We start from the raw sequence: 13,168 nt of genomic DNA, 5'->3' as shown, positions 1-13,168 counted from the left end.
TCGATGAAACTTGGAAACTCTGCCATCAACCCAGCAGATTTATCCGGTGAAAGTTTGGGGTGAGCAGCAGAGAAAGGGTGGTTTTGCCTGATAACGGTTTGGCTAATAGATAATTGTTTAAAAACAAAAAGCCCTTCGGGGTGGCGAAGGGCTTTTTGTTTTTAAACGGAAATGACGTTTACGATTAATGACAGCGTTTAGTTATCATTCTGCATTTTCTGCTGAATGGCTTGCTGCAGTTCCATCATGTGGGGCTCTACTTTGGACTGCCCAATCTGGGCGCTTTTCATGGTGATGGTAGACTGCTTGGAAGCTAGTTTTTTACCGGTGGGGGTCTGGTAGAAGGTATTCATGTCTTTCAGTTCTTTCTCGGTGAACTCATCCATGTATAACTTAATCAGATCGCCTTTGATGGCGTCCCAATTCATGTACTTGGAGAAGAAAGACCGCACTTCTAATTCGGCGGCTTTCATGGCAGGTACTTGTTCCATCTGCATGGTCAACATCTGCTGAAGGTTGTCATCAATGGTCTTGGGGCTGCCCATGGTCAGGAGCAAGGTTTCAGCTGCTTTGTAGTGGCTGCTTTGGGTTTGCGCCATGGCGCTTCCTGCTGAAACCACCAGCAGAAGAACCCAAAGAGAGAAGAATTTTTTCATTTTAGAAGGTAGATTTGTTTCATAGGTACGTAACAGGTAGCAGAATAGCCAGTTTTGCAAGGTATTTATTTAAGCCACCCTTTGGGCAGGAACCGCTTGGAACCGTATGCGTACCACAGGAAAAGCAAATCGTTAGAGCACTTTTAGATTATCCTAATTTATGAAAATAACCAAAAAAGATACTGTTTACGAGGGCCATTACCGGCTGCAGGTGTATACCGTGCAAGATCAGGAAAACGAGTTCAAACGCGAGGTGTTCCAGACGGGACAGGCGGCGGCGGCGCTGGTATTTGACACGAAGAAACAGAAGTTCATTTTTGCCAAACAGTTCCGGCCAGCCATAGAGCAGGATTTAGTGGAAGCTGTAGCCGGCATGCTGGACAGTGAGGACGAGAAACCAGATGCCGCCATCACCCGGGAGATTGAAGAGGAGATAGGGTATGCGGTAGATCACCTGCAGCCCATCTATGAGTTTTACCCTTCGCCGGGCGCCTTTGCTGAAAAACTTTACTTGTTTTACGCCGAGGTGAGCAAGAAAACAAGTGAAGGCGGCGGCAAAGACGAGGAGAACGAGGATATCAAAACCTTGGAGCTTTCCCCCGAGGAACTCTCCAACTACTTTTTTATAGATGGCAAAACCCTGCTGGCCGCCGAGTGGGCCAAAGCCAATCTGCTTCCCAAACTCATGAATCAGACCAACGGAAAAGATTAACTTTAGTACCTTCCTGCATACAAAGGCCGATTCAAAGCCGATTTTGAGAAACAAAGCTAAAACCACAAAGGCAAAGCCCCGTCCTGCTGAATCAAGCGGTGACGGGGCTTTGCCTTTTGAATACCCGTTGAGGAAATCTCCAGATAACTCAGGCAAAAGGCTTTCACTGTAAAAACGCTGCCTGGGTGAGTTCTTTGAGCTTTGTAAGAGCTTTCAGTCTTAATTCTAAAAGTTCTGCCGCCCGGCCTGTAGTTTCTCAGGTTCCTGTGAAGTAAATTTCTGGCCTAATCTTCACCGGTTCTACCCCATGAACAAACACTACTACTTAGGTTGCCTGCTCTTGTTAGGGAGTTTATTTACGAATTGTGCCTTCCGGAAAACGTCACAGCCTGATTCCCGCGCAGGGCGGGCAAGTACCGTCAATCCCTTTATCGGAACCGGTGGGCACGGACATACCTATCCGGGGGCGGTTATGCCCTTCGGGATGGTGCAACTCTCCCCCGATAACGGAACCCAAGGCTGGGACTGGTGCTCGGGGTACCACTATTCAGACAGCCTCATTGCGGGGTTCAGCCACACGCACCTGAGCGGGACGGGTATTGGCGACCTTTGCGACATCTCCGTGATGCCTTATTATGCGGGCGCGGTGGAGAAAAAGGAACGTCAGAAGTTCAGCCACCAGCAGGAAACGGCTACCCCGGGTTTCTACACGGTTACGTTGGAGAACAAGATAAAGGTGGCACTCACGGCCACTGACCGGGTAGGTTTCCACCAGTACACTTTTCCCAAGGACTCAGTAAAAGCCATCAGCCTTGACCTGGGCTTCGCCATCAACTGGGACAAACCAACCCAGACTACCATCACCCTGGTAAATGATACGCTTATCACCGGTTTCCGCAGGTCTAGCGGATGGGCAAACCAGCAGTGGGTCTATTTTGCGGCTGTTTTCTCAGAACCGGTGCAAAAGCATATTTTGAAGAAGAATGGGCAGCGGGTAACGGGAAAGGAAGTAACCGGGGAGAAAGCCTTGGGCGCTTTCCTGTTCTCTAAAGGCGAGAAACCGTTGCTTTTGAAAGTGTCTATTTCCAGTGCTAGTATAGAAGGAGCGTTGCAGAATCTAGCTTCTGAGATCCCGGGCTGGGACTTTCAAAAAGTAGCCGCTAGCGGGAAAGCGAAATGGGAGCGTGAACTGGAAAAGATAGAGGCCAATTTCATAGCCCCGGCCATGGACACCATCTTTTACTCGGCGCTGTACCACTCCTTTGTGGCTCCGTCTTTGTTTTCAGACGTGAAAGGGCAGTACAAAGGCAATTCAGATACGGTACGGCAAGTAGGTTTCAACCGGTACACCGTCTTCTCGCTATGGGATACGTTTCGGGCGGCGCATCCTTTGTACACCATCACCCAACCAGAGCGGCTGCCAGATTTCCTGAACTCTCTGCAGGTTTCCTACAAAGAACTGGGTTTATTGCCTGTCTGGGAATTGTCTGGTAATGAAACCAACACCATGACCGGCTACCATGCCGTGCCCGTGCTGGCCGATGCGCTCCTTAAAGGTTACCTGCCCGAAAAAACGGAGGAGATGTACCAAGCCATGGTGGCCAGCGCGTCGCAGAACATCCGGGGCACCGACTTCTACCGGAGCTACGGCTACATCCCCGCTGACAAAGATGGGTTCTCTGTGACCAAGACGTTGGAGTACGCTTTTGATGACTGGTGCATTGCCCAGGTGGCCAAAAAGCTGGGGAAACAGGCAGACTATCAGAAATACAGCAAACGGGCACTTTCGTACCAACCGCTGTTTGACTCCCAAACACTTTTCATGCGCGGCAAGAACGCCGATGGCAAGTGGAAAGTACCTTTTGATCCCTTTTACTCAGAACACGGCGAAAAAGGAACCTACATTGAAGGCACCGCCTGGCAGCACAGTTGGTTTGTGCCCCACGATGTGCAAGGCCTCATTAACTTGTTTAACTCAGAGCAACGCTTTGTTCAGCATCTGGACTCCACCTTTAATGTGACCTCTCAGATGACCGGCGAGAACGTGTCTCCGGATATTTCGGGCTTGATTGGCCAGTACGCCCACGGAAACGAGCCCAGCCACCATATTGCGTACCTCTACAACTACGCCGGTCAGCCCTGGAAAACCCAGCAGAAAGTGCGCCAAATCATGGATCAGATGTACCGCAATCATCCAGACGGCCTCTCGGGGAACGAAGACTGCGGCCAGATGAGTGCCTGGTATGTGTTCAGTGCCCTAGGCTTCTACCCCGTTAATCCGGCAGACGGGAATTATGTGTTGGGCAGCCCGCTCGTCACCAAGGCTAACATCAAGGTCGCGGGTAACAAGTCCTTTGAGATCACCGCCAAAAACAATAGTCCGCAGAACATCTATGTGCAGCAGGTCTTCCTGAACGGCAAGCCTTTGGCGCGCACGTACATTACCCATGCAGAAGTGATGCAAGGCGGAGACCTCAAATTTGTTATGGGACCGCAGCCCAACAAAGCTTGGGGAACCTCACCAGAAGCCTATCCGCCCTCCATGTCTGGGCGCAATTGAGAGAACTCCCGTTCGGTAAAATTGGTCCTTAAATTAACTCTCCCGGTTTCCTCCCGTAAACAGGTACACAAGTTTATTGTATCACCCTTTAAGCTGACTATACTATGGAAGAGCAAAATAAAGACCAGGGCACGCCACAAATGAACGGCGATGGAAGCAATAACAGCCAAGACGGTAACCGCGGTGACGGAGTTTTCGCCGATCATAACTACGGTACCAAAGCCGAAGGCGGAAATACCGCTAACTATGACGCTGATGGCGATTTCGTAGACTTCAATGGCAAAGAAGATGGAGGAACCCCGCACGTAGAGATTAACGGCGGCGGAGACATCCAAGGCCGCAGAGGTGGCGGTTACGGCGAGAGAGAGCAGGAATTGGGCAAACATCCCACTGAACACAAACGGCCCATCCACGGTGCTGAAAGTGACAAAGACACTGGTTATGGAACCCACGCCGGTGGTTTGAGCGATAGCCACAGCGGCTTCAAAGGAAACCACAACGGAAACGACGGTACTGGTGGAGGCCGTAGCAGTGGGCACGCTGGTCACGGCGGAGACCCAGATGACCAGAAATATTCGCCCAATGAAGGCGGAAAAGACCAAAACAATGACCCTGATGTAGCGGGCCGTGGTGCCCGTACCAATTAAGATATAGTAATGAAAGCAAACAGAAGGCCTGTCTCTAAGCAAGAGACAGGCCTTCTGTTTTACCACTGTTTCTCTGAAATCGCCTGAAAAGCAGCAACTAAGGGCTTGTAGCCAGAAAAGGTTTCTTGCGTAAAAAGACTTTTAAGCCTGCTTTTCTGAAAACAACCTTAAACTGATTTGTGAGCCTCCTTTGCAGAGTTGCTCTTTGGTGGGCAGATGATGTAGCGATTTCAAAAGGGATGAGGGAAGATTAAGAAGCCAAAGTCGTCGTACATGGAGAGGGGGTATAGGTTAAGGAGACGCACCAGAAAACCACACCTTAAAAATTGGCTGGAAAACCAAAAATGAGCTCAAAACAGAAAAACGACGCAGAAGCGCTGACGCTGGAACTAGATGGCCATGAAATATCCATCTCAAATCCAGACAAACTCTACTGGCCAGACGAGGGCATCACCAAAAAAGACTTGGTGCTTTATTACCAAACCTTAGCCGATGTGCTGTTGCCTTATCTGCAGGACCGGCCGGAATCCTTGCTGCGTCACCCAAACGGCATCACCAAACCCGGGTTTTTCCAGAAAGATGCCGGAGACCAAGCACCTGACTGGCTGCAAACCACTTCTATCAAAGCCGAATCGACCGGGAAAGAGGTAGATTACTTGGTTTGCCAGAACAAGGCCGCACTGGCGTATCTCAACAATCTAGGCTGTATCCAACTCAACCCCTGGAACTCGCGTCTGCAGAACCTGGACAAACCCGATTACCTTGTCATTGATCTGGACCCCGGCGAGAATACTTATGAGGAAGTGGTAGAGACGGCGTTGGTGGCCAAACAGATTCTGGATGAGTTGGAGATTCCGGTGTATGCCAAAACATCGGGGGCCACGGGCATGCACCTCTACGTGCCTTTGGCAGCCAAATGGCCTTTTGACCAGGTAAAAGAACTGGCCCATGCCCTGGTGCAGCAGGTACATGACCAACTGCCCACCCTCACTAGCCTGGAGCGCAGCCCTAAAGAGCGCCGGAACCAGATCTACCTTGATTTCTTGCAGAACGCCATCGCCCAGACCATTGCCGCGCCTTATTGCGTGCGTCCCAGACCCGGCGCCGCCGTTTCAACCCCGTTAGAATGGAAAGAAGTTAAAACCGGATTGCACCCTTCGCAGTTTACCATACAGAACGTGCCCGCCCGCGTAAAGAAACTGGGTGATATTTTCAAACCAGTGCTGGGCGAAGGCATTGACGTAGCCGCATACCTTAAAAGACTGAAGAAATAAAACTATGGAAAACAGAACCAAGAACACGCTTTTGCTTGCCGGGGTAGCCTTGGGAGCATTGATTGCCTTACGTTCCTACAACCGCCGCAAACAGGAATTCTCTTTCAAAGACCGCACTGTCCTCATCACGGGGGGGAGCCGCGGACTAGGATTAGTGTTAGCCCGCATGTTTGCGGAACAGGGCGCCAACATTGCCATTTGCTCGCGCACCCAAGAGCAACTTGACGCCGCCAGAGAAGAACTGGAGGCAGGTGGTGCCAACATGTTAGCCTTTAACTGCGATGTAAGTGACCAAGTCCAGGTAAAAGCCATGATTGCCGAAATCAACGATAGGTTTGGGCCTGTAGAGGTGCTCATCAATAACGCCGGCATCATTGCGGCCGGGCCGCTGGAGGAAATGACGGTAGAGGATTTCAAAGCGGCCATGGACATCCATTACTTCGGCTCGCTGTACACTATGCTGGAGGTGATTCCGGAGATGAAGGCCCGCGGCGAAGGTCGCATCGTGAACATTGCCTCAGTGGGGGGGAAGGTGAGCGTTCCGCATTTGGTGCCTTACAGCGGCAGCAAGTTTGCGCTGGTGGGCATGTCTGAGGGATTCAGGTCTGAGTTATTGAAAGACGGCATCTACGTCACCACCATCAACCCGGGCCTGATGCGTACGGGAAGTGCGCGCAACGCCTTCGTGAAAGGCCAGAACGAAAAAGAGTACACCGCTTTTGCTTTAATGGATGCCAACCCCATGATCTCCCTTGCCGCCACGAAAGCTGCCCAAGACATCATAGACGCCTGCCGTTACGGGAAATCAGAAGTCACCTTGGGCTTGAACGCAAAGTTTATCAGCACGCTGCATGGCCTCTTCCCGGGGACTACCGCAGATTTGATGGGATTGGTGAATATGTTCTTGCCCGGGCCGGGCGGAGTTGGCAAGCAAGCCGTGCGGGGGTATGAAAGCGAGACAGAACTGACGCAATCTCCCCTGAACGCCCCCAATCAGAAAGCAGCCCGCGAGAACAACGAGCTATAGGCAAACGGCTGCAGCACATCTGTGATTAGGGTAGGCCTGCCAAGGTATGTGCTTGTTTTCCAGTACAAATCAACTTTTTGCCGTATATACAGTCTTACCAAATTTAAAATTATATGAGTGATACCACTGTTATCAAAATAGACAGCGCGTTTTCTCCTAAAGGGGACGACGGAGAAAAATACCTGGCCTCGGGCAAAACCGTTTCTATGCGCCTCTGGGAGAGAGAACAGCCCGGAGATGCCAAACCAGAGGTGCGTCGGGAGTACGAAACGGTAGGTTTTGTCATATCAGGGCGGGCCGAATTGCACTCAGAAGGACAAATTGTCATTCTGGAGCCGGGTAATTCCTATGTGGTGCCTAAAGGCGCCTCCCATACCTATAAGATATTGGAGGAGTTCACAGCCGTGGAGGCAACTACCCCTCCAGCCCACGTGAAAGGCCGGGATGAGGGCTGAGAAATCCACTATCCTTCTAGAAACCCATTTTCCTTGCCTACCGGAAGGAAGACCCTTGTGTAATGTCCCAGATACTTATAAAATTGTGCGAGGTGCTTCAGATAGCGGTAAAGTGGCATTGACCTTTGTAGAGCATGGATAAAGCAGAGCAACAAGATTACTTTGATAGTATTGGAAGGCTTGATTTTGAGCAGGCGCGCATCAAGCACGTCCTGTTCAAATCAAAGCTACGGGCTTTGCTGTACGGGGCCAATATTGACACTGAACCGGTAATCTCTACCACCGGGTGCTCCCTCGGGAAATGGATCTATGACGTAGCTATGCCCAAAATTGGGCATTTACCAGAGGTGAAGGATCTTGAACGGGTGCACAATGAAATGCACGTGATTGCCCGCCGTTTGTGGCAGCAATACCAACAAGGGAAACAGGAAGAAGCCCTCAAAGATCTGTCCCAGATTGATGCTACGGCCCAACGGCTGCTACACTTACTAGATGTCATTGAGCGCAAGACGCTAGCCTGACACTTTGGTTTTCCTTCCAAAAAGACGAAAACAGTAGGGCTGGCAACACCGCCTGCAAGAACCTTTTGCTATGGCTTAAGTACAAGTAGGCAGACCCGATCAAGAGTCGGGGAGACATGTTTTACTTAAGCTTTAAGAAAATGGCAGATAAAGAAAATACCCCCGGGCCCGAAGAAAACAACAACAACTCGGCAAACCAGATGGAACAGGGCAAGCAGTCAGAGCACCAGCGCCAGGACGTGAGTGACCATGACAGTTACCGAAGAAACGTAACTGGGTACGACTCCACCAAGCAGGATGAAAACTTCTCTGGTACCGAGAAGGCCGGCGGTGGCAACACCATAGACGAAAGAGACACCAACGATGGTGATTCAAACCAAGAAAACAACTACTAATCAGTTGATAGAAAAAGCCCTTTGAGCAAATCTGAGGGCTTTTTTGTGCTTTCTACGGAACTAAAAAAATATTTTTTAAACACCGCATCAAACGGGTGTTTAAAGGCTGTTTTTCTAAAACTGGCAGAGAACTTGCTATTAGGTGTATACGCAATGATTTGGCAGGCTTAACGTTGAATCAATTAGCGTGTTCTTCTGTTATAAAACTACATGGAAAAGCATATGAAAAAGGTTCTTTTATCAGTACTAACCGGTCTGTTTCTGACTGGTGCCTCGGTGGCGACACCGGCTGTGGCTGACACGAAGGGAGGAGCTGCCACCACATATGCAGCGCCTGCTCCAGTTGGGGCCAGAGATATCATCACCGAAATAATTGACGTGGTAGGGCTGAAGCCTCGGTTTGAGGTGCGCGCTGCCAACGTTCCTAACGCGGCTGCCGTGATCATGAACGGCAAACGCTATATTCTCTACAACGAGAACTTTGTGAGCACGCTGAACAACGCGCTTAGAACCGACTGGGCTGGGATTAGCATTCTAGCACACGAGATTGGGCACCATTTGAATGGTCATACGCTCTCTCAAGGGGGCAGTAACCAGCAAGATGAGTTGGAGGCCGATGAGTTCTCAGGTTTTGTGCTGCGAAAAATGGGCGCTTCTCTAAGCGAAGCCCAGGCGGCGATCAAAGCCTTGGCCGAGGAGGAAGATTCTTACACGCACCCTGGCAAGAGCTCTCGCCTGACTGCCATCAGCAGAGGCTGGCGGAATGCGCAGGAGCAGATCTTGGCTAGTGCCAAGGCTGGTACTCCAAACCGTACTGTAGCTGCGGCTAACCGCTCTGTTTTCACCGAACAGCCAGTGGCTACCACTGCCAGCAGACGTAGTTCAGCTTCTAGCAGAATGCCTTCTCAGCAAATCCTTCGTCAGGTGAAACTGCAGAGCGCTCCTCAGGAGAGAATCTACGTAACTACTTCTTATAACCTGGTGCGCGAGACGTCACAAGGCATGGAAGTGATTGGTAAACTGCAGAAAACAAAAAGCAGCAAATTCCCTTACGTATTGGAGAGCCGTTACTTCTCTTACCTGTTCGTGAGTACAGATGGGTTGCTGTTGAATGAACAAGGCCAGCGCGTGGGTGTGTTGACCACCACCTAAGCCGCTCCCTTCTAATACCTACAAACGCTACCTTCCTCCCAGAAGGTAGCGTTTTTGTTTTAAGGCCAGGTAGACGTGCAAAGCCGGTTGTTTTTTTAAAGTAAACCCAAAACGCTGTGACCATCTACCCAGAAGTTCTGGCTCGCATCCAATCCAACCAATGCGGCAGGCTTGTCGCTGAAAATTTCTCTATATTCTCCCGCTGAAAAGGATGGTTTTCTGTTCTAGGCCTCTTCTCCTGAAAACAGCCCCAAAACAGTAGCAATTTGAGGCGGCAGATGCAAGATTTCGTTTTTTGCCGTACCTTTTACCCATGAACCGTTTATCCTTCCTGCAGGGCCTGTTAATGGCCTCTATCAGCGTTAGCACCGTAAGCCTTTCTTCTTGCGCCCAAGAAGTGTATCAGACAAACCAAGTGTTGAAAGACGTGGAGATCCTCTCCGCCGATTCTCTGGGAGGGCGCTTGCCCAACACCCCAGGCCATGCCAAGGCCCAGCAATACTTGATGCAGCGCTTCCAAAGTATCGGGTTAAAACCTGTAGGACAGCAGTACCAACACACCTTCACCTTTGCACCACGTAATTCCACTTCAACCGTAAACGGGGTAAATCTGGTGGGCATGATCCAGGGGAAATCAGATAAAGTGATTGTGGTTTCGGCGCACTATGACCACGTTGGTACCCGCAACGGGAAAGTTTATAATGGGGCGGATGACGATGCCTCAGGCATTGGGGCTATTCTGGCGCTAGCTACCCACTTCCAGAAACAAAAGCCGCAGCATACCTTGGTGTTTGTCGCCTTTGATGCTGAGGAGCAGGGCTTGCAGGGGTCCAAAGCTTTCGTGGCCAACCTGCCGTTTGCGAAAGAACGGATTCTGCTGGACGTAAACCTGGACATGGTCAGCATCTCTGAGAAAAACGAACTGTATGCTTCCGGTACGTACCACCATCCTTCCTTTAAACCGATGTTAGAGCAGGTGGCCGTGCCAGAGGGATTGAACCTGCGTTTCGGCCATGACCGCCCAGAGCAGGGCCATGATGACTGGACTCTGCAATCTGATCACGGCAGCTTCCATAATGCCAAAATCCCGTTCATCTACTTTGGGGTAGAGGACCATCCGCATTACCACCAAGAAACCGATGAATTCAGGAACATCCATCAAGCCTTCTACCTGAAAGCCGTAGAAACAATTATGCGATCGGTGCAGGTGTTAGATAAGCAGTTGCCTTTGTAAAGACCTTAAGCGTAGCTAACTAGCTGGTTAACATAAAATTCCGTTTTTGACTCATTTGATGAAAATGCGTTAAAAACGGAATTTTTGATTTTACCACATTCCTTTCTTTAAATCCAATAGGGCAAGATTTGGCACGTAATGTGCAGAAAAGCCGCCCAAACGTTTGAATTGCATTTTTTACAGATTCATAACCCTGTAAAATATAAATCGTTTAAGACTTAGTGCCAAAACCGATGTTTCACCAACAACGAAAGCATGGTCAAGAATCAAACGTATGGATTTATTCTCTTAATAATTCTCCCATTTCTGAAAGAAATTTCGGGGTCTACTACGCAGGCACCGGCGATGCCCGCCATCAAGCATCACCCGGTAGCCATGAAAGCTTCCGCTCCTAGAGCGATGACAGAGGAAATGGAGCATATCAAGGTAGATGCCTCGGTCTATTTCCCGGTAGAGGAGCAAACGGATGAAGACCCCCTCATCACCGCCGACGGCTCCAAGATAAACGAGCAAAACCCCGGAAAGCACCGTTGGTTGGCGCTCTCCAGAAACCTGTTGGCCCGTTGGGGAGGCAAGATAGATTACGGCGACTCTGTAAAGGTGGAAGGGATCTCAGACAAACTAGATGGCATCTATGTGGTCAGAGACGCCATGCACCACCGCATCAAAGATCGGGTAGACATCCTGGTAGGCCCTAATGACAAAATCATGGGCTACTGGGAAGACGTAAAACTCATTAAATTATAGAAGTCCTAAGCTTTAAAAGCAGAAGCGCCCCGTCTTTTAATAGACGGGGCGCTTCTGCTTTTAATAGGATTGATGAATTTTTATAAAAGTTAACTATTTTATTTTCAGACATTTAAAGAAATGGTTTGGAGGCGTTTGAAGATGGTCTAAAGAAAATGAAGCGTTTTTGGCACGGTTTTTCCATTTGGGCAGATACAACCCCAAAGCGAGGTTCAATCAGGAAATACTAGTGACATGAAAAAGACATTACTAATAATGGTAGTTCTGCTGGCAGGGCTCCTTAACAAAAGTTTCGCCCAGAGTGGCGACGTGAAAGTGGGTATTAAGGGCGGTTACAGCGTAGCCGGATGGCAAGGAGAGACCGTGAAAAGCTTCGGGAATCTGTTGGAGTACACAGACGGCAATGTGCAGACCAGAATGCGGCAGGGCTTCCACGCGGGGGCTTTCCTGAGTATTCCGGTGGCCAACGGGTTTGAATTTGAGCCTGGCGTGCAATACTCTCAGAAAGGCATGGTTTTGGAAGGTAGAGTCCCCGGTGATGCTGCTCAATTCGCCAATGCCAAGGTAACGCTTACCAATAAAGCAGAATACATAGATGTGCCATTACTGGCCAAAGTTTACCTGGGAAGTGGTTTTAACTTGTTTGCCGGTCCGCAGGTGTCTTTCCTGCTTTCCAATAAAGTAAACGTGAATGCGGGTGCTTTTGGGTTTTCTGCTTACAACAATGACTTTGAATGGCAGAACAGCCAACGGAAAGTGGATTTGGGGATGTCGGCAGGGGCCGGATACCAGTTCCAGAATGGGTTAAATCTAGGAGGTAGCTATGACATGGGGTTCACTACCATAGATGCCAACGCAAATTATAAATCATATAACCACGGGTTTAAAGCCTCTGTTGGTTTCAGATTCTAAAGAGATTTTAGTTGTAGTGAATGTGTTATAGGATGAGGAAAAACGGCGGACATTGTCCGCCGTTTTTTTGTTATTGATTTCCTTTGTTTGAGTTGGCACCTGCTGTATTGCCGGCACGTTGCCTAACAGCACCTACAATACCCGCTGTGATGTTGCCTACGCTGGAAAGTAAGCGACCGGCAGAGATTCTCTTGGTAACCAGGCCGTACACCAAGGCTACGCCCGCAGCTCCGGCGGCCACATACAAAGCAGTTCTCCAGGTTTTGTTTGGAGCAGAAGTAAGGGCGGTGGCAGCGGTTAGGCCGGTTGGGGCTGGCTCTTCATACCCGGCAGATTCCCAAACCTGATGCAGGTAGGTTAAAACATCGGTAGAGGCCTCTCTCTGGCGTAAGATAGTGCCGCGCACCTCGGCCGGTAACTCGTGGTCCAGGGCATCCCGATAGGCTTTCTGAGCCCATTCTTCACCGTAAATGCAGGAACCTAAGATGGCTTCTTCGCTGCTGCCCGTGATGGTGGCTTTAAAATCCATCCATTGACGGTAAAGCTTTCCTTTAGCGGTAGTATCACGTTCGGGGCTGCCGCCGTGTTGTTGAATGATTTGGTTCAGTTCATTGGCAAAAGCCAGACGTTGCTGTGAAAAACGACGGTACGCATCTTGCCGAAGTGAATCAGTGCTTTCCCGGGCGGCACGCTCGTAGCCTTCCAGGCCATCATGTACAAATTCGTTTAGTTCTTGCAGAACCTCCACGACTTTTTGTTTCTCGTTAGTTGACATACGTTCGGTTATGGTTTATGAGCTTTAATGAACGTGAACTACCGTGACAGGTTTAAGAAAAATATAAAGGCTCTATATAGGTAGAATCTATTAAGCGCTTT

At 49.8% G+C, this 13,168-nt stretch carries 14 protein-coding genes; 12 read left to right on the top strand and 2 right to left on the bottom strand.

What is annotated here, in order from left to right:
- Positions 1-197: 197 nt before the first annotated feature.
- Positions 198-656: a DUF2059 domain-containing protein gene (locus ACW9SV_RS21950; RefSeq protein WP_479558929.1), complete on the bottom strand. Its 459-nt coding sequence runs from the start codon at positions 654-656 to the stop codon at positions 198-200.
- 160 nt (positions 657-816) lie between these two features.
- On the opposite strand from ACW9SV_RS21950, the gene ACW9SV_RS21945 reads away from it, so the two are divergent.
- The 12 genes from ACW9SV_RS21945 to ACW9SV_RS21890 all read left to right on the top strand — a co-directional run bounded on the left by ACW9SV_RS21945 (position 817) and on the right by ACW9SV_RS21890 (position 12,292).
- On the top strand, positions 817-1,368 hold the full coding sequence (locus ACW9SV_RS21945) for an NUDIX domain-containing protein (RefSeq protein WP_479558928.1): 552 nt from the start codon (positions 817-819) through the stop codon (positions 1,366-1,368).
- A gap of 307 nt (positions 1,369-1,675) precedes the next feature.
- Positions 1,676-3,928: a GH92 family glycosyl hydrolase gene (locus tag ACW9SV_RS21940; protein WP_479558927.1), complete on the top strand. Its 2,253-nt coding sequence runs from the start codon at positions 1,676-1,678 to the stop codon at positions 3,926-3,928.
- Positions 3,929-4,032: 104 nt separating this feature from the next.
- Positions 4,033-4,575 carry a hypothetical protein gene (locus ACW9SV_RS21935; protein ID WP_479558926.1) on the top strand — a complete coding sequence of 181 codons (543 nt, stop codon included), beginning with the start codon at positions 4,033-4,035 and terminating at the stop codon, positions 4,573-4,575.
- Between the two features lie 344 nt (positions 4,576-4,919).
- Positions 4,920-5,849, top strand: a complete 930-nt coding sequence (gene ligD / locus ACW9SV_RS21930; RefSeq protein ID WP_479558925.1) for a non-homologous end-joining DNA ligase — start codon at positions 4,920-4,922, stop codon at positions 5,847-5,849.
- Between the two features lie 4 nt (positions 5,850-5,853).
- The gene (locus ACW9SV_RS21925; protein ID WP_479558924.1) at positions 5,854-6,876 is read left to right on the top strand and encodes an SDR family NAD(P)-dependent oxidoreductase; all 1,023 of its coding nucleotides are present in this window, start codon (positions 5,854-5,856) and stop codon (positions 6,874-6,876) included.
- A gap of 113 nt (positions 6,877-6,989) precedes the next feature.
- On the top strand, positions 6,990-7,331 hold the full coding sequence (locus tag ACW9SV_RS21920) for a cupin domain-containing protein (RefSeq protein ID WP_479558923.1): 342 nt from the start codon (positions 6,990-6,992) through the stop codon (positions 7,329-7,331).
- 134 nt (positions 7,332-7,465) lie between these two features.
- Positions 7,466-7,852, top strand: a complete 387-nt coding sequence (locus ACW9SV_RS21915; protein WP_479558922.1) for a CZB domain-containing protein — start codon at positions 7,466-7,468, stop codon at positions 7,850-7,852.
- A 140-nt stretch (positions 7,853-7,992) separates the two neighbouring features.
- On the top strand, positions 7,993-8,247 hold the full coding sequence (locus ACW9SV_RS21910) for a hypothetical protein (RefSeq protein ID WP_479558921.1): 255 nt from the start codon (positions 7,993-7,995) through the stop codon (positions 8,245-8,247).
- Between the two features lie 222 nt (positions 8,248-8,469).
- Entirely contained in the window at positions 8,470-9,399 is a 930-nt protein-coding gene (locus ACW9SV_RS21905) for a M48 family metalloprotease (protein WP_479558920.1), read from the top strand.
- A 313-nt stretch (positions 9,400-9,712) separates the two neighbouring features.
- Positions 9,713-10,633: a M20/M25/M40 family metallo-hydrolase gene (locus ACW9SV_RS21900; protein WP_479558919.1), complete on the top strand. Its 921-nt coding sequence runs from the start codon at positions 9,713-9,715 to the stop codon at positions 10,631-10,633.
- Positions 10,634-10,888: 255 nt separating this feature from the next.
- Positions 10,889-11,380 carry a hypothetical protein gene (locus tag ACW9SV_RS21895; protein ID WP_479558918.1) on the top strand — a complete coding sequence of 164 codons (492 nt, stop codon included), beginning with the start codon at positions 10,889-10,891 and terminating at the stop codon, positions 11,378-11,380.
- Between the two features lie 234 nt (positions 11,381-11,614).
- Positions 11,615-12,292, top strand: a complete 678-nt coding sequence (locus ACW9SV_RS21890; protein WP_479558917.1) for a porin family protein — start codon at positions 11,615-11,617, stop codon at positions 12,290-12,292.
- A gap of 70 nt (positions 12,293-12,362) precedes the next feature.
- Here the strand turns inward: ACW9SV_RS21890 and ACW9SV_RS21885 are convergent, their stop codons facing one another.
- The gene (locus ACW9SV_RS21885; RefSeq protein ID WP_479558916.1) at positions 12,363-13,067 is read right to left on the bottom strand and encodes a ferritin-like domain-containing protein; all 705 of its coding nucleotides are present in this window, start codon (positions 13,065-13,067) and stop codon (positions 12,363-12,365) included.
- Positions 13,068-13,168 lie beyond the last annotated feature (101 nt).

Source organism: Rufibacter sp. JT20002, from assembly GCF_056491185.1.
Note: the sequence above shows the minus strand (reverse complement) of the source record. Positions and strands in the feature narration are given on the sequence as shown.